The organism is Streptomyces sp. NRRL S-31 (assembly GCF_000718775.1).
In the GTDB taxonomy this organism is placed as follows: Bacteria; Actinomycetota; Actinomycetes; order Streptomycetales; family Streptomycetaceae; genus Streptomyces.
This window is the reverse complement of sequence record NZ_JOCB01000078.1, coordinates 25,208-42,240: the sequence shown is the minus strand read 5'-3', so window position 1 is coordinate 42,240 and position 17,033 is coordinate 25,208. Positions and strand designations below refer to the sequence as shown.

The 17,033-nt window shown below is 72.2% G+C and carries 20 protein-coding genes and 1 pseudogene; 19 read left to right on the top strand and 2 right to left on the bottom strand.

Going from position 1 to position 17,033, the window contains the following annotated elements:
- Window positions 1-318 (bottom strand): annotated as a pseudogene (locus IF37_RS0127445) (SAM-dependent methyltransferase); the annotation flags it as partial.
- Window positions 319-839: 521 nt separating this feature from the next.
- On the opposite strand from IF37_RS0127445, the gene IF37_RS0127440 reads away from it, so the two are divergent.
- The 17 genes from IF37_RS0127440 to IF37_RS0127360 all read left to right on the top strand — a co-directional run bounded on the left by IF37_RS0127440 (window position 840) and on the right by IF37_RS0127360 (window position 13,983).
- Window positions 840-1,436 (top strand): hypothetical protein, encoded by a 597-nt coding sequence (locus IF37_RS0127440; RefSeq protein ID WP_030748029.1) that lies wholly within the window; start codon window positions 840-842, stop codon window positions 1,434-1,436.
- A 315-nt stretch (window positions 1,437-1,751) separates the two neighbouring features.
- Window positions 1,752-2,171, top strand: a complete 420-nt coding sequence (rpsP, locus tag IF37_RS0127435; RefSeq protein ID WP_030748027.1) for a 30S ribosomal protein S16 — start codon at window positions 1,752-1,754, stop codon at window positions 2,169-2,171.
- 5 nt (window positions 2,172-2,176) lie between these two features.
- Window positions 2,177-2,416: an RNA-binding protein gene (locus IF37_RS0127430; protein ID WP_005479813.1), complete on the top strand. Its 240-nt coding sequence runs from the start codon at window positions 2,177-2,179 to the stop codon at window positions 2,414-2,416.
- 82 nt (window positions 2,417-2,498) lie between these two features.
- On the top strand, window positions 2,499-3,053 hold the full coding sequence (gene rimM, locus IF37_RS0127425) for a ribosome maturation factor RimM (protein WP_030748024.1): 555 nt from the start codon (window positions 2,499-2,501) through the stop codon (window positions 3,051-3,053).
- Window positions 3,053-3,886 (top strand): tRNA (guanosine(37)-N1)-methyltransferase TrmD, encoded by an 834-nt coding sequence (gene trmD / locus IF37_RS0127420; protein ID WP_030748023.1) that lies wholly within the window; start codon window positions 3,053-3,055, stop codon window positions 3,884-3,886. The genes rimM and trmD overlap by 1 nt, the downstream gene beginning before the upstream one ends.
- Window positions 3,887-4,023: 137 nt before the next feature.
- A complete protein-coding gene (rplS, locus tag IF37_RS0127415; RefSeq protein ID WP_030748022.1) occupies window positions 4,024-4,374 on the top strand; it encodes a 50S ribosomal protein L19 in 351 nt (116 codons plus the stop codon).
- A gap of 45 nt (window positions 4,375-4,419) precedes the next feature.
- On the top strand, window positions 4,420-5,121 hold the full coding sequence (gene lepB, locus IF37_RS0127410; protein WP_030748021.1) for a signal peptidase I: 702 nt from the start codon (window positions 4,420-4,422) through the stop codon (window positions 5,119-5,121).
- Complete coding sequence (gene lepB, locus IF37_RS0127405; RefSeq protein ID WP_030748020.1) at window positions 5,114-6,205, top strand: signal peptidase I; 1,092 nt, start codon at window positions 5,114-5,116, stop codon at window positions 6,203-6,205. Before lepB (IF37_RS0127410) ends, lepB (IF37_RS0127405) begins: the two co-directional genes overlap by 8 nt.
- On the top strand, window positions 6,093-7,097 hold the full coding sequence (lepB, locus tag IF37_RS0127400) for a signal peptidase I (RefSeq protein ID WP_106981862.1): 1,005 nt from the start codon (window positions 6,093-6,095) through the stop codon (window positions 7,095-7,097). Before lepB (IF37_RS0127405) ends, lepB (IF37_RS0127400) begins: the two co-directional genes overlap by 113 nt.
- A 112-nt stretch (window positions 7,098-7,209) precedes the next feature.
- Window positions 7,210-7,995, top strand: coding sequence for a signal peptidase I (gene lepB, locus IF37_RS0127395; protein ID WP_030748017.1), 786 nt, complete (start codon window positions 7,210-7,212; stop codon window positions 7,993-7,995).
- Between the two features lie 97 nt (window positions 7,996-8,092).
- Window positions 8,093-8,560: an NUDIX hydrolase gene (locus tag IF37_RS0127390; protein ID WP_173456999.1), complete on the top strand. Its 468-nt coding sequence runs from the start codon at window positions 8,093-8,095 to the stop codon at window positions 8,558-8,560.
- Window positions 8,561-8,616: 56 nt separating this feature from the next.
- Window positions 8,617-8,925: a DUF2469 domain-containing protein gene (locus IF37_RS0127385; protein ID WP_014675276.1), complete on the top strand. Its 309-nt coding sequence runs from the start codon at window positions 8,617-8,619 to the stop codon at window positions 8,923-8,925.
- A 96-nt stretch (window positions 8,926-9,021) separates the two neighbouring features.
- Window positions 9,022-9,414, top strand: coding sequence for a YraN family protein (locus IF37_RS0127380; protein WP_106981861.1), 393 nt, complete (start codon window positions 9,022-9,024; stop codon window positions 9,412-9,414).
- Window positions 9,415-11,040 (top strand): YifB family Mg chelatase-like AAA ATPase, encoded by a 1,626-nt coding sequence (locus IF37_RS0127375; RefSeq protein ID WP_030748010.1) that lies wholly within the window; start codon window positions 9,415-9,417, stop codon window positions 11,038-11,040. It abuts the gene before it with no gap.
- Window positions 11,037-12,197, top strand: coding sequence for a DNA-processing protein DprA (dprA, locus tag IF37_RS0127370; RefSeq protein WP_030748007.1), 1,161 nt, complete (start codon window positions 11,037-11,039; stop codon window positions 12,195-12,197). The genes IF37_RS0127375 and dprA overlap by 4 nt, the downstream gene beginning before the upstream one ends.
- Before the next feature lie 321 nt (window positions 12,198-12,518).
- Complete coding sequence (gene whiG / locus IF37_RS0127365; RefSeq protein WP_030748005.1) at window positions 12,519-13,361, top strand: RNA polymerase sigma factor WhiG; 843 nt, start codon at window positions 12,519-12,521, stop codon at window positions 13,359-13,361.
- A gap of 64 nt (window positions 13,362-13,425) precedes the next feature.
- Entirely contained in the window at window positions 13,426-13,983 is a 558-nt protein-coding gene (locus IF37_RS0127360; protein WP_030748002.1) for a TetR/AcrR family transcriptional regulator, read from the top strand.
- Window positions 13,984-14,155: 172 nt separating this feature from the next.
- Here IF37_RS0127360 and IF37_RS0127355 read toward each other — a convergent pair whose 3' ends face one another.
- Window positions 14,156-14,710: a murein hydrolase activator EnvC gene (locus IF37_RS0127355; protein ID WP_030747999.1), complete on the bottom strand. Its 555-nt coding sequence runs from the start codon at window positions 14,708-14,710 to the stop codon at window positions 14,156-14,158.
- Window positions 14,711-14,983: 273 nt separating this feature from the next.
- Here IF37_RS0127355 and rpsB point away from each other — a divergent pair, with 273 nt between their 5' ends.
- Complete coding sequence (gene rpsB / locus IF37_RS0127350) at window positions 14,984-15,886, top strand: 30S ribosomal protein S2 (RefSeq protein ID WP_030747995.1); 903 nt, start codon at window positions 14,984-14,986, stop codon at window positions 15,884-15,886.
- A 184-nt stretch (window positions 15,887-16,070) separates the two neighbouring features.
- Window positions 16,071-16,907 carry a translation elongation factor Ts gene (gene tsf, locus IF37_RS0127345; protein WP_030747992.1) on the top strand — a complete coding sequence of 279 codons (837 nt, stop codon included), beginning with the start codon at window positions 16,071-16,073 and terminating at the stop codon, window positions 16,905-16,907.
- Window positions 16,908-17,033 lie beyond the last annotated feature (126 nt).

Here is a 17,033-nt window from a genome sequence, read left to right as displayed (position 1 = left end):
CCCGCCACGGCCGCCGCCGGGCCGGGTGTCCGGCAGCAGGCGCCGGCGCGCGAGGGCGAGCCGTTCGGGCGAGGCGGGGTCGACGCCGGTGACCGCGGCGCCCCGGCCGGCCGCCATCAGCAGGGCCAGCCCGGAACCGCAGCGCAGGCCCAGCAGCCGGGTGGCGGGGCCCACGTCGAGCCGGTCGTACACGGCGTCGTAGAGCGGCACGAGCATCCGCTCCTGGATCTCGGACCAGTCACGCGCGCGTGCGCTCAGGTCCACGCGCGGCGCGGAGTCCGCGCGAGAGACGTGCTGCCGCACGAGCGTAGGTGTCATGGAAGCGCTCCAATCCGCCGACAGTTCGCCGCTGTGCCCGATCGCGTGGCCCCCGTGCCGTGCGTGCCGTGCGCTCGCACGTCCCACGTATGCCACCTAACTCCCGGCTCGCGGCGGCGTCCAGGGGGCGTGGGCCCCGGCTTGGGGCCGGAGCGGGGAGTGGCGGGATTTCACTTCCGGGCAGTTCTGGTGCCCGTACGGGGCACGGAAGGCGGAGCGGTGGCGGGAGCCCGGACGGAACGCGGTAGCGTCACGCGGACCAGGGATGCCGACCGGGGCGGAGCGCCGACCGAGAGCGGCCGAAACTCCCCTTGCGCAGCGGCCCGCCGGCGTCGCGCCGAGCCTCAGGAGCCGGACGTAGCGCGGACTACGCACCAGCTTGGTAGGAGCTGCGCCGCTTCTCCGCAGATCTGCGCACCCGCCCTCGTCAGGGCGCATCAGCGGCAACTGACGGGTACGTGCAAATTATTTGGGATGCCCTGGAATAGGAACACAGCGGCACCCCCGCTCGTTGTCATTACGTGAGCACGACACAGACACCACCTGTTCTGGCCGCAGAGCTGGCGCAGGCGTGGGCCGACATTCAGCGGCACCACCCCGAGCTGCCCGACCTTGCCGCACCAGAGTCCCTGATCGGGGAGTCGTCGTCCGCGTGCGGGCACGAACTCTCCTTCGAGCGCCTGCTCCACGAGGCAGTCCACGGCATCGCCGCCGCCCGCGGCGTCCGTGACACCTCCCGGGCCGGCCGCTACCACAACCGCCGTTTCCTCGCGATCGCCGAGGAACTGGGCCTGGACCACCCCGAGGAACCCCATCCGAGCAGCGGATTCTCGCTGGTCACCCTCAACGTCGAGGCGAAGCGTCGCTACCGCCCGACCATCGAGCGGCTCCAGCGGGCGCTGAAGGCCCACACGGCGGCCACCTCGGCCGACACCTCCCGCACCTTCCGCGGTCCGGCCGCCCGGCACGGTTCCTCCGGCGGCGGCGTCCGGGTCAAGGCGGTGTGCGACTGCGGCCGCAACGTCCGGGTGGTCCCCTCGGTCCTGGCCCAGGCGCCCATCGTCTGCGGCGGCTGCGGCAAGCCGTTCCGGATCCCGGAGGTCGTGGGCGCGGCGTAGCCGCGGGCCGCGGGAACACCGGCATCTCGTGGATGCCGGAGGCGGCGTCCCGGCCGACGGCCGGACAGCACCGGGCGGCGCACCCGACGTGTCCTCACCTCCACGCCGGGTGCCGCCGCGGTGTGCCCGGCCCCGGCCGGAACCCCCGGGGCCCGATGCGGTCCGCGGTGTGTGGCAGAATGGCTAGCTGTACTCGACAGCCGCACAGGACCCCTCTCTCCTCCGGCTGACGCGTCCGTCGGGCACTCGGGTACCGCAACCCCACGCGGCGTCCCGCCGTGCCCAACCACGTCAAAACCAGGAGAACCCACTCCCGTGGCAGTCAAGATCAAGCTGAAGCGTCTGGGCAAGATCCGTTCGCCTCACTACCGCATCGTCGTCGCCGACTCCCGTACCCGCCGTGACGGCCGGGCCATCGAGGAGATCGGCAAGTACCACCCGACCTACAACCCGTCGGTCATTGAGGTGGACGCCGACCGCGTGGCGTACTGGCTGGGTGTCGGCGCGCAGCCGACCGAGCCCGTCCTCGCCATCCTGAAGAAGACCGGCGACTGGCAGAAGTTCAAGGGCGAGCCGGCCCCCGCGCCGCTGCTCGTCGCGGAGCCGAAGGCCGCGCGTCCGTCGTTCGAGGCCCTCGGCGGTGACGACGAGGGCAAGGGTGAGGCGATCACCCAGAAGAAGAAGGCTGAGAAGAAGGACGAGGCTGCTGCCGAGTCCGCTTCGACCGAGGCCTGAGCAGCATGCTCGAAGAGGCGCTTGAGCACCTCGTGAAGGGCATCGTCGACAACCCTGACGATGTGCAGGTCGCCTCGCGCGACCTGCGCCGCGGACGCGTGCTGGAGGTCCGGGTCCACCCCGACGACCTCGGCAAGGTGATCGGCCGCAACGGCCGTACCGCGCGCGCCCTGCGCACCGTCGTGGGTGCCATCGGCGGTCGCGGTGTCCGCGTCGACCTGGTCGACGTGGACCACGTTCGCTGACGCTTCATCGCAACCGGCTCGGGCCGGGGAGGGCCACTGGGCCGTCCCCGGCCCGCAGTCGTATGACAGGAGATTTGGACAGGTGCAGCTGGTAGTCGCACGGGTCGGCCGTGCCCATGGCATCAAGGGCGAGGTCACCGTCGAGGTACGAACCGACGAGCCGGAGCTCAGGCTCGCCCCCGGCGCCGTACTCGCCACGGACCCCGCCTCCGCGGGACCGCTGACCATCGAGACGGGACGGGTCCACAGCGGCCGCCTCCTGTTGCGCTTCGCGGGCGTCACCGACCGCAACGCCGCCGAGGCTCTGCGCAACACCCTGCTGATCGCCGAGGTGGACCCGGAGGAACTGCCCGAGGGCGAGGACGAGTACTACGACCACCAGCTCATCGACCTCGACGTGGTCACCGAGGACGGCACCGAGGTCGGCCGGATCACCGAGATCTCGCACCTGCCCACCCAGGACCTGTTCATCGTGGAGCGCCCGGACGGCAGCGAGGTGATGATCCCCTTCGTGGAGGAGATCGTCACCGACATCGACCTGGAGGAGCAGAAGGCGGTCATCGCGCCGCCGCCGGGCCTGATCGACGACCGCGCGGAGATCGCCTCCTCCCGGGAAGCCTCCGGAGAAGAGTCCTGATGCGCCTCGACGTCGTCACGATCTTCCCCGAGTACCTGGAACCCCTGAACGTCTCCCTCGTCGGCAAGGCACGCGCGCGCGGACAGCTGGACGTCCATGTGCACGACCTGCGCGACTGGACCTACGACCGGCACAACACGGTCGACGACACGCCGTACGGCGGCGGCCCCGGCATGGTCATGAAGACCGACCCCTGGGGCGACGCCCTCGACACCGTCCTCGCCGACGGCTACGAGACCGGCGCGCGGGCCCCGGCGCTGATCGTGCCCACCCCCAGCGGCCGTCCCTTCACCCAGGAACTCGCCGTCGAACTCTCCGAGCGCCCCTGGCTGATCTTCACGCCGGCCCGCTACGAGGGCATCGACCGGCGCGTCATGGACGAGTACGCCACCCGCGTGCCGGTCTACGAGGTCTCCATCGGCGACTACGTGCTGGCCGGCGGCGAGGCGGCCGTCCTCGTCGTCACCGAGGCCGTCGCCCGGCTGCTGCCCGGCGTCCTCGGCAACGCGGAGTCCCACCGCGACGACTCCTTCGCCCCCGGCGCGATGGCCGGCCTCCTCGAAGGCCCCGTCTACACCAAGCCGCCCGTCTGGCGCGGCCGGGACATCCCGGACGTGCTGCTCAGCGGCCACCACGGCAAGATCGCCCGCTGGCGGCGCGACGAGGCCCTGCGGCGCACCACCGCCAGCCGGCCCGACCTGATCGAGCGCTGCGACCCGAAGTCCTTCGACAAGAAGGACCGCGAGATGCTCTCCATCCTGGGCTGGGAGCCGGACCCCGACGGTCACCCCTACGGCCGATTTTGGCGGCGGGCCGAGGGCATGGAACAATAGACCGCTGTTGTGCGCCCGTCCGGCGTGCGCCCCTGCCACAGGGGGAGACGACGCCCGTCCCGACCCGCACGGCAGACCCTTCGAAAACCCCTAGTTCCCGTTGATGACCTGTGGCATCAGCGAAGAAAGCAGACGAAATGTCTCACCTGCTCGACACCGTCGACGCCGCGTCGCTGCGCAGCGACGTCCCGGCCTTCCGCCCGGGTGACACCGTCAACGTCCACGTCCGCGTCATCGAGGGCAACCGCTCCCGTGTGCAGCAGTTCAAGGGCGTTGTGATCCGCCGCCAGGGCTCCGGTGTCCGCGAGACCTTCACGGTCCGCAAGGTCTCGTTCTCCGTCGGCGTCGAGCGCACCTTCCCGGTGCACACCCCGATCGTCGAGAAGATCGAGCTGGTCACCCGCGGTGACGTGCGTCGCGCCAAGCTGTACTACCTCCGTGACCTGCGCGGCAAGGCCGCGAAGATCAAGGAGAAGCGCGACAACTGAGCGCTTTCCCGGGGTCACGGCGGAGCGGGATAGCATCCTGCTCCGATGGACACCGAAGCACAGCCGACGGAACGCGACCGCTCCTCCCACCCCGGTAGCCCGGGGCCGGAGGGCCGGTCGCGTTTCGCGTTGGTGGCACGGGCCGCCGACTGGCTGCCGGGCGGCCGGATCACCCTCACCTTCTTCACCTGCCTCGCGTTCCTGCTCGTCCTCAACGTCTTCGTCATACAGCCGTTCCAGATCCCGAGCGGATCCATGGAGCCCGCCCTGCGGATCGGGGACCGGGTGCTCGTCAACAAGCTGGCGTACCGTTTCGGTGCCCAGCCGCGCCGCGGCGACGTGATTGTCTTCGACGGCACCGGGTATTTCGGGGACGCCGACTACGTCAAACGTGTGGTCGGAGTGGGGCGGGACCACGTGGTGTGCTGCGACGCGAAGGGGAGGATCGAGGTGAACGACCGGCCGGTCGACGAGACGGCGTTCCTCCATCCCGGGGACAGCGCCTCCAGCGTGCCCTTCGACGTCGTCGTCCCCCCGGGCCGCCTGTTCGTGCTCGGCGACCACCGCGGCGACTCCAGCGACTCCCGCGACCACCTCGGCTCGCCGGGCGGCGGCATGATCCCGGTCGGCGACGTCGTCGGCCGGGCGGACTGGATCGTGTGGCCGTACCGCCACTGGACGCACCTGACCCGGCCGTCCGCCTACGCGCGCGTGCCCGACGCCCCGGCGGAGGCCGCCCATGGGTAACCGCGGCAAGCCGCGCGGGGTGCCCAGCGGCCCCTCCGACAACCTGCTGCCCACCGGGGCGCGCCGCGCCTCCGCGCCCGGCGGCGGCCGCACGCGCGCGGAGCGCCGCGAACTCCAGCGCAAGGTCAAGCGCAAACGCAGGCGCTCGGCCGCCCGGGAGGTCCCCCTCCTGATCGGCGTCGCCGTCCTCATCGCACTCGTCCTGAAGACGTTCCTCGTCCAGGCGTTCGTGATCCCGTCCGGGTCCATGGAGCAGACGATCCGGATCGGCGACCGGGTCCTGGTCGACAAGTTCACCCCCTGGTTCGGCTCCGAGCCGCACCGCGGTGACGTCGTCGTCTTCCACGACCCGGGCGGCTGGCTCCAGGACGAGCAGACCGCCAAGAAGGACGACCCCGTCGTCGTCAAGCAGTTCAAGGAAGGGCTCAGCTTCATCGGCCTGCTGCCGTCCGACAACGAGAAAGACCTGATCAAGCGGGTCATCGGGGTCGGCGGCGACCGTGTGAGGTGCTGTGACGCGCAGGGCCGGGTCACCGTCAACGGCGTCCCGCTCACCGAGGGCGACTACATCTATCCGGGGGACGAGCCCTCCACCACGCCCTTCGACATCACCGTCCCCCGGGGCCGGCTGTGGGTGATGGGCGACCACCGGGGCAACTCCGCGGACTCCCGCTTCCACCAGGACACCCCCTACGGCGGCACGGTCTCGGTGGAGTCGGTGGTCGGCCGGGCCATGGTGATCGGCTGGCCGCTCGGCCACTGGACCCGCCTGACGGAACCTAAAACCTTCGCAAGCGTCACCGACTCGGCGTCGGGGACGACTGCCGCGCACGCGCCGTCGCATAGGGTTGCCCCCGAGAATGCGAACGGAATGACACAGCTCCCGACCCCTGCGGAACTCCCGCTCGTTATGGGAGTGGTGGGCCTGCGCCGTGTACGGCGCGGGCGGCGGCACGGAGTGAGGAGTTGGCGTGGGGGATGTGGCGGTTGGCGCACGGTCGGGACACGACGGCGAGGAGCACCGCGGGCACCCCGTGGAACCGAACGGTCCCGGTTCGGACGGCGCCATGACCTCGGGGAATGACCCGGCGGGCGACGAGGGCCCGCCGGCGGGCGAGCGGCGGCCCCGCACGGACGCCGCGTTCGCGGACGAGGGGACGCACCGGCCGCAGCGGCCGCGCTCGTTCTGGAAGGAACTGCCGATCCTGATCGGCATCGCGCTGGTCCTGGCGCTGCTGATCAAGACGTTCCTGGTGCAGGCGTTCTCGATCCCGTCCGACTCGATGCAGAACACCCTCCAGCAAGGTGACCGCGTCCTGGTCGACAAGCTCACCCCGTGGTTCGGGTCCAAGCCCGAGCGCGGTGAGGTCGTGGTCTTCCACGACCCGGACGACTGGCTGGCGGGCGAGCCCACGCCGACCCCGAACCCGGTGCAGAAGGTCCTCAGCTGGATCGGTCTGATGCCCTCGGCGGAGGAGAAGGACCTCATCAAGCGGGTTATCGGCGTCGGCGGCGACACGGTCGAGTGCAAGAACAGCGGCCCGCTGAAGGTCAACGGCAAGGCGCTGAACGAGCCGTACGTCTACCCGGGCAACACCCCGTGCAGCGTGGACGACCAGGGCGGCCAGTTCACGGTGAAGGTCCCCAAGGGCTTCATCTGGGTGATGGGCGACCACCGCCAGAACTCCCGCGACTCCCGCTACAACCAGTCCGACCGGAACCACGGCATGGTCCCCGTCGACAAGGTCGTCGGCCGTGCCATCGTCAAGGCCTGGCCGATCAACCGCTGGGGCACCCTGCCCGTCCCGGACACCTTCGACCAGCCGGGCCTCGACCAGCAGTCCTCCGCCGCCGCGTCCCTGACGGTGGCCCCGCAGGGCGTGGCCGTCGCCGCGGTGCTGCCGGTGGCGCTGTGGCGGCGCCGGTGCGCCGACCGCCCGGAGCCGGCCCGGACGACCTCCGCCGGACAGCGCTGACCCCGCCGCCCGGGCCACCGCGCCCGGCGGCCCGGGCCGCCCGGCCCCGGGGGATTCGGCCGTCGAAGAGGGGGCTGCCCCCGCTCGGTACCGCCGGGTAGGGTGCGGGTCCATGGGTGGCGAGAGCATGACGCGTACGGCCCCGCAGGGCGGCGGCACCGGCACGGCACCGGCCGGCGGCGGCCGGCTCGGACAGCGGCTGTCCGGAGTGGCCGTGGCGCTGGGACTGGTGCTGTTCCTGGGCGGTTTCGCATGGGGAGCGCTGGCCTACCGGCCGTACACCGTGCCCACCGGTTCCATGTCCCCGACCATCGCCGTCGGCGACCGGGTGCTGGCCCAGCGGGTCGACGGCGACGAGGTACGCCGCGGTGACGTGGTCGTCTTCGAGGACAAGAGCTGGGTGGACGACGCCAAGGTGGTCAAGCGCGTGGTCGCCGTGGGCGGTGACACCGTCTCCTGCTGCACCGACGGCAAGCTGACCGTGAACGGCAAGCAGATCGACGAGCCGTACCTGCCCGCCGGGAGCCTGGCCGAGATCAAGGGCTTCACCACCGTGACCGTGCCCCGGGGCCGGCTCTTCCTCCTCGGCGACGAACGGCAGGGCTCCCTGGACTCCACCGCCCACCTCACCGACGCGGCCCAGGGCACCGTCTCCCGGTCCGCCGTCTCCGCCCGCGTGGACGCCGTCGTCTGGCCCTGGAAGGGCATGCTCAAGCGCCCCACCGGCTTCGAGACGCTCGGCGCGCTCTCCGGGCCCGGTCCGCTGCGCACGATCGAGGTGCTGGTCGTGGCCGGCGCGATCCTGGTCCTCGGCGGCGGCGCCTACGGCCCGATCGCCGGACGCCTGACCCGCTCCCGCACCGTCGCGGCCCGCCCGGAGGCCGCCGGTGTCCGCTGAGACCACGCGGCCGGCGGGGGAGTCGTACGGGGACGGGGACGACCGGCCGGACGCGGCGGCCGGAGGGGCGCACCCGGGTGAGGACGGCCCGCGCAAGGTGGCCCGGGTGGTCCTCCTCGACCCCGAGGACCGCATCCTGCTCCTGCACGGCCACGAACCGGACGACCCGGCCGACGACTGGTGGTTCACGCCCGGCGGCGGTCTGGAGGGTGCCGAGACACGCGAGGAGGCCGCGCTGCGCGAACTCCGGGAGGAGACCGGCATCACCGACGTCGAACTGGGGCCCGTGCTCTGGCGGCGGCGCTGCTCGTTCCCGTTCGCGGGCCGCCGCTGGGACCAGGACGAGTGGTACTACCTGGCCCGTACGAGCCAGACGGCGACCGCGCCGACGGGGCTGACGGAGCTGGAGCGGCGCAGCGTCGCCGGAGCGCGCTGGTGGACGTGTCGGGAACTGACCCGGGCTCATGAGACGGTGTATCCGACCAGACTCGCCGAGCTGCTGCGCACGCTGCTCGTCGAAGGTCCCCCGGCCAGGCCCGTGACCCTTGACACGGAAATCGTCTGAGAGCCCCGGCACCTGGCGCACAATGGTGGGATCGCACGGCTGAAGGGGAACATGCCATGAGCGCCGAGGACCTCGAGAAGTACGAGACCGAGATGGAGCTGAAGCTCTACCGGGAGTACCGAGATGTCGTCGGTCTGTTCAAATACGTGATCGAGACCGAGCGGCGTTTCTACCTCACCAACGACTACGAGATGCAGGTGCACTCGGTGCAGGGCGAGGTGTTCTTCGAGGTGACCATGGCCGACGCCTGGGTCTGGGACATGTACCGGCCAGCTCGCTTCGTCAAGCAGGTCCGCGTGTTGACGTTCAAGGACGTGAACATCGAGGAGCTGAACAAGAGCGATCTGGAGCTGCCGGGCGGCTGATGACCTGCGGCTCCGCGCGCCCCCACCCGACCGGGTGACGGAGTTTTCCACAACCGCCGAGTAGTGCCCCGAGATCAACAGCTGAGGGCCGGACGCGTGACGGTTGGCACCGGAGGTGGTGCCGACATGAACGCACGAGAGGCGATCGGCAAGTACGGCGAGGACCTGGCCGCCCGGCGGCTCGCCGAGGCCGGTATGACGGTCCTGGAGCGCAACTGGCGCAGCGGCCGGTCCGGGGAGATCGACATCGTGGCGCGGGACGGTGACGCGCTCGTCGTCTGCGAGGTCAAGACCCGCAGGGGCGGCGGGTACGAGCACCCGATGGCCGCGGTGACCCCCGAGAAGGCCGCCCGGCTCCGCCGGCTCGCCGAGCACTGGATCCAGGCCCACGGAGGAGCCCCGCCGGGCGGCGTCCGGATCGACCTCGTCGGCGTGCTCCTGCCCCGCCGGGGCGCGCCCACGGTCGAGCACGCGCGGGGGGTGGCCTGAATGGGGTTCGCCCGTACGTGCTCGGTGGCCCTGGTGGGTGTCGAGGGCGTGGTCGTCGAGGTCCAGGCCGACCTCGAACCCGGCGTGGCCGCCTTCACCCTGGTCGGCCTGCCGGACAAGAGCCTGATCGAGAGCCGTGACCGGGTGCGGGCGGCGGTGGTGAACTCCGGCGGCGAGTGGCCGCAGAAGAAGCTCACCGTCGGGCTCAGCCCCGCCTCGGTGCCCAAGGCCGGCTCGGGTTTCGACCTGGCCGTCGCCTGCGCGGTCCTCGGCGCCGCCGAGCGCATCGACCCCCGTGTCCTCGCCGACATCGTCATGATCGGAGAGCTGGGCCTGGACGGCCGCGTACGGCCGGTCCGGGGCATCCTGCCGGCCGTCCTCGCGGCGGCCGACGCGGGGTACGAACAGGTCGTCGTACCCGAGTGCGCCGCCGCCGAGGCCGGCCTCGTCCCCGGTGTCTCCGTGCTCGGGATCCGCAGCCTGCGGCAGCTCATCGCGGTGCTGGCCGAGGAGCCCGTCCCGGACGAGGCACCCGACGAACCGGGCCGGCCCGACCCCCTGCTGGCCGGGCTGCGGGTGCCGGGCACCGGCGCCGCCACCGGCGTCCACGCGGCCGGCGCCGCACAGCACGACCACGATCACGACCTGGCGGACGTGGTGGGGCAGGTCTCCGCCCGCACGGCCGTGGAGGTGGCCGCCGCCGGCGGGCACCACCTGTTCCTGGAAGGGCCGCCCGGGGCGGGCAAGACCATGCTCGCCGAACGCCTCCCGGCCGTCCTTCCCCGGCTCACCCGGGAGGAGTCGCTGGAGGTCACGGCGGTGCACTCGGTCGCCGGGCTGCTGCCCGCGGGCAAGCCGCTCGTCGACGTCGCCCCCTACTGCGCGCCGCACCACTCCGCCACGATGCAGTCCCTCGTCGGCGGCGGCCCGGGCGTCGCCCGGCCCGGCGCGGTGTCCCTCGCCCACCGCGGAGTGCTGTTCCTGGACGAGGCGCCCGAGTTCCGCAGCCAGACCCTGGACGCCCTGCGGCAGCCGCTGGAGTCGGGGCACGTGGTGATCGCGCGCAGTGCCGGCGTGGTCCGGTACCCGGCGCGGTTCCTGATGGTCCTGGCCGCCAACCCCTGCCCCTGCGGGCGCTTCTCGCTCCGTGACTCCCTGTGCGAATGCCCGCCGTCGGTGATCCGCCGCTACCAGTCCCGGCTGTCCGGCCCGCTGCTGGACCGGGTGGACCTGCGCGTGGAGGTCGATCCCGTCACCCGCGCCCAGCTCACCGCGCCCGGCGCCCGCGGGGAGTCCACGGCGACCGTGGCCGACCGGGTGCGCCAGGCCCGGCAGCGGGCGGCGGACCGCCTCACCGCCACCCCGTGGCGCACCAACAGCGACATCCCCGGCCGCGAGCTGCGGAGCCGCTACCAGGCCGCCCCCGGCGCCATGGACGAGGCCGAACGCGGCCTGGAGCGGGGCGTGCTCACCGCCCGCGGGATCGACCGGGTCCTGCGCGTCGCCTGGACGGTCGCCGACCTCCGCGGACACGACCGCCCGGACGCCGCCGACGTCGCCCTGGCCCTGCACCTGCGCACCGGTGTCCCCCGGGGAGTGCCGATGGCCATCGGGGCGCCGGCATGACCTGTGCGTGGGACGCGGACGACGACCTGCTCGGCCGGGTCTTCCTCGGGCGGGTGATCGAGCCGGGGGACGAGGCCGGGGGACGGTGGGTGCGGGAGTTCGGGCCGGCGGAGGTGGTGCGGCGGCTGCGCCACGGGCACGCGGCGCTGCCGGGAGTGACCGCCACCCGGTGGGCGGGGCTCGTCGCACGGGCCGGGCGGGCGGAGCCGGAGCGGGACCTCGCGGTGGCCCGGGCCGCGGGGGCGCGGTTCGTCCGCCCGGGGGACGGCGAGTGGCCCCGCCAGCTCGACGACCTCGGCGACGCACGGCCCCTCGGACTGTGGGTGCGCGGCCGGCCGAGCCTGCGGATGTGGGCGCTGCGGTCCGTCGCCGTGGTGGGCGCCCGCGCCTGCACCGAGTACGGCACCCACGCGGCGGCCACCCTCGCCTCCGGCCTCGCCGAGCGGGGCTGGGTCGTGGTGTCGGGCGGGGCGTACGGCATCGACGGCGCCGCCCACCGCGGTGCCCTCGCCGCCCGCGGCGCCACCGTCGCCGTCCTGGCCTGCGGCGTGGACCAGCCTTACCCGCGCGGCCATGCCGCCCTGCTCGGCCGGATCGCCGACCAGGGACTGGTGGTGGGCGAACTGCCGCCCGGCGACCACCCCACCCCCAGCCGGTTCATCCTCCGCAACCGTGTGATCGCCGCCCTGACCAGGGGCACCGTCGTCGTGGAGGCCGCCCGCCGCAGCGGTTCCCTGGCCACCGCGCGTGCCGCCCAGCGCCTCGGCCGGTTCACCATGGGCGTTCCCGGCCCGGTCACCAGCGCCCTCTCCGCGGGCGTGCACGACCTGCTGCGCGGCGAGGCCACCCTGGTCACCGATGTCACCGAGGTCGTGGAACTCGTCGGCGACATGGGTGAGCTGGCCCCGGCCCGACGGGGCCCGGTCCTCCCGCGCGACCTGCTCGAACCGCGGGCCCGCGGGGTGCTCGCCGCCCTGCCCGGCGATCGGGCGGCCCCCGCCGAGGAGATCGCGCTCGACGCGCGCACCACCCGGGACGACGCGATCGCGAGGCTGTACGAACTCCGAGCACTTGGCTACGTCGAACGACACGGCGACGGCTGGAAGTTGACACGCCAGGCGATGACCTCGGTGCAAGCCGGCCGGCGCCCGTGCTGACCGACCGTGTTCGGCCGTCCGGGGGAACCCCGACGCCCCCTGCCTTTCCCGGAGTTGGCACCGGCGGCCGGTCACGCAGAGCGAGCCGCCGTACGCGGTCACGCCCCCGGCGCGAGCCCCCCGCGCGAGGGTGGAGCCGCATTGTTCGCACACCGCGACTCTTCAGTCACGCTACGCTCACGACGATGACGGCGCAGAACGCGTCACCCCGACACCAGACCGACGCCTCACCCAGTCAGCCCCCTTCCCCGTACGACCCCCACTCCCGTCCGCTCCACAGCACTTCACCGCACTTCACGGCAGAACGGCACAAGGCGACGAATGCCCCAGCACACCTCCGGGTCCGACCGGGCGGCGATCCCCCCAGCCGCCCGCGACGGTGGCAGCGTGCGACCGTCCGCCCCCTCGACGCTCGACGAGCTGTGGCGGTCGTACAAGGCGACGGGGGACGACCGGCTGCGGGAGCAGCTGATCCTGCACTACTCGCCGCTGGTCAAATACGTGGCGGGCCGGGTCAGCGTCGGGCTGCCGCCCAACGTGGAGCAGGCCGACTTCGTCTCCTCGGGGGTGTTCGGGCTGATCGACGCGATCGAGAAGTTCGACATCGACCGGGAGATCAAGTTCGAGACCTACGCGATCACCCGGATCCGCGGCGCGATGATCGACGAGCTGCGGGCGCTGGACTGGATCCCCCGCTCGGTCCGGCAGAAGGCGCGCAACGTCGAGCGTGCCTACGCCACCCTGGAGGCGCGGCTGCGGCGCACCCCGACGGAAGGGGAGGTGGCCGCCGAGCTGGGCATGGAGGTCGACGAACTGCACGCGGTGTTCAGCCAGTTGTCGCTGGCCAACGTGGTCGCCCTGGAGGAGCTGCTGCACGTCGGCGGCGAGGGCGGGGACCGGCTCAGCCTGATGGACACGCTGGAGGACACCGCCGCCGACAACCCGGTGGAGGTGGCCGAGGACCGGGAGCTGCGCCGGTTCCTGGCCCGGGCGATCAACACGCTGCCCGAGCGGGAGAAGACCGTGGTCACCCTGTACTACTACGAGGGCCTCACCCTCGCCGAGATCGGCAACGTGCTCGGTGTCACCGAGAGCCGGGTCAGCCAGATCCACACCAAGTCGGTGCTCCAGCTCCGGGCGAAGCTGGCGAGCTTCGGCCGCTGACTCCTCCCTCCCGGGAGGGTGTGTCCGTAAAGTGGTCGACGTGCCAAGGATTCGAGCGGCCTCCGTGGCCGAACACCGTTCGATGCAGCGAGCCGCCCTGCTGGACGCGGCTCGGTCACTGCTCTCCGAGGGCGGCACGGAAGCGCTGACCTTCCCCGCGCTGGCCGAGCGGACGGGGCTGGCGCGCTCGTCCGTGTACGAGTACTTCCGGTCGCGGGCCGCGGTGGTCGAGGAGCTGTGCGAGGTCGACTTCCCGGTGTGGGCGGCGGAGGTCGAGGCGGCGATGGAGCGCGCCGACTCGGCCGAGGGCAAGGTCGAGGCGTATGTGCGGCGGCAGCTGGCGCTGGTCGGCGACCGGCGGCACCGGGCGGTCGTGGCCATCTCCGCCAGTGAGCTGGACGCCGGGGCCCGGGAGAAGATCCGGGCGGCCCACGGCGGGCTGGTCGCGATGATCGTCGAGGCGCTGGGGGAGCTGGGGCACGAGCAGCCGCGGCTGGCGGCGATGCTGTTGCAGGGGGTCGTGGACGCGGCCGTACGGCGGATCGAGCTGGGCGCGGCCGAGGATCCGGCGATCGTGACGGACGCCGCGGTGGGCATGGCGCTGCGGGGCGTGCGGGGCTGAGACCGGCGGGCGGCCCGAGGGACACGGGGCCCGACGGAGCCCGCATCGAGGAGACACGGAGCCCGCTCCGAGGAGACACGGGGCCCGCCTCGGACGACCGGGAACGGCTGGAACTGGCTGGAAACGACCGAATGCCAACCGGGCCGCCGCCCGGCCGGGCTGACCGCCCCGGTCAAGGCGTGACCGGCAGCAGTCTCGACGGTCCGCGGGCCAGCAGCCACGGTGGCAGCAGCGCCAGCGGGTTCAGGTAGGTCCCGCCGCGCAGCAGCCCCCAGTGCACGCAGACGGCGGAACAGTGCGACCCCGCCGCCTCGACCGTCCCCACCACCGCGCCCGCCGCCACCGCGTCCCCCGTCCGCACCGACGGACGCACCGGCTCGTACGTGGTGCGCAGATCCGTCCCCGCCAGCCCCACCGACACCACTCCACGCCCCGCCACCCGTCCGGCGAACGTCACCCGTCCGGCCGCCACCGCCCGCACCGGGGCCCCGGCCGGAGCGGCCAGGTCCACGCCGCGATGGCCGGGACCGTACACGGAAGCCGGTGGCTCCCAGCCGCGCGCAACCGGCGGACGGACACCCACCGGCCAGAGGCGGGCCACGGCGGGAACCGGTGCCGAGGGGGCCGGCGAAGGGGCCGGGGGCGGGGCGTCCGCCCAGGCCAGAGGGGTCAGCGCCGCACCCGCCGAGACCAGCAGCGAAGCCGCCCGCACCATCACGTATCGCATGCCCGACACCGTGCCGCACCCCCGCCGATCATGGCTGGACCCTGTGGACCACCCGCCGGTTGTGGACAGCGCCGTCACCCGCCGCCCCGTCGGTCCCGTACACTTCTTCTGGCGATCCGGGTCACCGGGTCGACTTCGCACGCCCGGGTACGACAGCCGGCAACGGTTCGTACCAAGCGCCCCTCGGTCCTTCGCGGCACGGCGCACCTCGGGCGTCAGGCGCGTCCGCCGTCCGGCGGACGCGGCACAACCGAGAATCAAGGAGATACGGCCATGGCCGTCGTCACGATGCGGGAGCTGCTGGAGAGCGGCGTCCACTTCGGTCACCAGACCCGTCGCTGGAACCCGAAGATGAAGCGCTTCATCTTCACCGAGCGCAACGGCATCTACATCATCGACCTGCTCCAGTCGCTGTCGTACATCGACCGCGCCTACGAGTTCGTCAAGGAGACCGTCGCCCACGGCGGCACGGTCATGTTCGTCGGCACGAAGAAGCAGGCGCAGGAGGCCATCGCCGAGCAGGCCACCCGCGTCGGCATGCCCTACGTCAACCAGCGCTGGCTGGGCGGCATGCTCACCAACTTCTCGACCGTCTACAAGCGTCTCCAGCGCCTCAAGGAGCTGGAGCAGATCGACTTCGAGGACGTCGCGGCCTCCGGTCTGACCAAGAAGGAGCTGCTGGTCCTCTCCCGCGAGAAGGCCAAGCTGGAGAAGACCCTCGGCGGTATCCGCGAGATGCAGAAGGTGCCCAGCGCCGTCTGGATCGTGGACACCAAGAAGGAGCACATCGCCGTTGGTGAGGCCCGGAAGCTGAACATCCCGGTCGTCGCGATCCTCGACACCAACTGCGACCCCGACGAGGTCGACTACAAGATCCCGGGCAACGACGACGCGATCCGCTCCGTCACCCTGCTCACCCGCGTGATCGCCGACGCCGTCGCCGAGGGCCTCATCGCCCGTTCCGGCGTCGCCACCGGCGACAAGGGCGAGAAGGCCGCGGGCGAGCCGCTCGCCGAGTGGGAGCGCGACCTGCTCGAGGGTGAGAAGAAGGACGAGGCTCCGGCCGCCGAGGCCGAGGCCGCTCCGGCCGAGGCTGCCCCGGCCGAGGCTGCTCCGGCCGCCGAGGCCGAGCAGGCCCCCGAGGCCGCCCCGGCCGCCGAGGCCGAGCAGGCCTGACGCAGGTCCGTCAGCGTTCGACGGCGGGGGCGGTACGGCAACCACCAGCGCCCCTGGCGCGGTGAAGTCCGCCCCCGCTGTTCACCCGCAGGTCGGCACGGCGTACGGGTTCCACGCTCGTATGGGGAACGCACACCGTGCGGATCTGAAGATCTTCCAGACTTCGAGAAAGACTCACAGACTCATGGCGAACTACACCGCCGCCGACGTCAAGACGCTCCGTGAGCTGACCGGCGCCGGCATGATGGACTGCAAGAAGGCGCTGGACGAGGCCGAGGGCAACGTCGAGAAGGCCGTCGAGGCGCTCCGTATCAAGGGCCAGAAGGGCGTCGCCAAGCGCGAGGGCCGCTCCGCCGAGAACGGCGCCGTGGTCTCCATCATCGCCGACGACAACTCCACCGGTGTCCTGGTCGAGCTGAAGTGCGAGACGGACTTCGTCGCCAAGGGCGAGAAGTTCCAGTCCGTGGCCAACGCCATCGCCGAGCACGCCGCCAAGACGAACCCGGCCGACCTCGCGGCCCTGCTGGCCTCCGAGATCGAGCCCGGCAAGACCGTCCAGGCGTACGTGGACGAGGCCAACGCCAACCTCGGCGAGAAGATCGTCCTGGACCGCTTCGCGCAGTTCACCGGCGGCTACGTCACCGCTTACATGCACCGCACCATGCCCGACCTGCCCCCGCAGATCGGTGTCCTGGTCGAGCTGGACAAGCCGAACGCCGAGGTCGCCAAGGGCGTCGCGCAGCACATCGCCGCCTTCGCGCCGAAGTACCTGTCCAAGGACGACGTGCCGGCGGACGTCGTCGAGTCCGAGCGTCGCATCGCCGAGGAGACGACCCGCGCCGAGGGCAAGCCCGAGGCCGCGATCGCCAAGATCGTCGAGGGTCGTCTGAACGGCTTCTTCAAGGACGCCACGCTGCTCGGCCAGCCGTACGCGCTGGACAACAAGAAGTCGGTCCAGAAGGTTCTGGACGAGGCCGGTGTCACCCTGAAGCGCTTCTCGCGCATCAAGGTCGGCATCTGAGTCCGTACCGCGATCGACGCGCGACCCACGGAGAAATCCCCGAGGAAATCCCGATAGGGTCGACCGCAGTCGTCCGTCCACACCGCCACACCCCGGCGTGGGGCGGACGGCAGCAGATCTGACGAG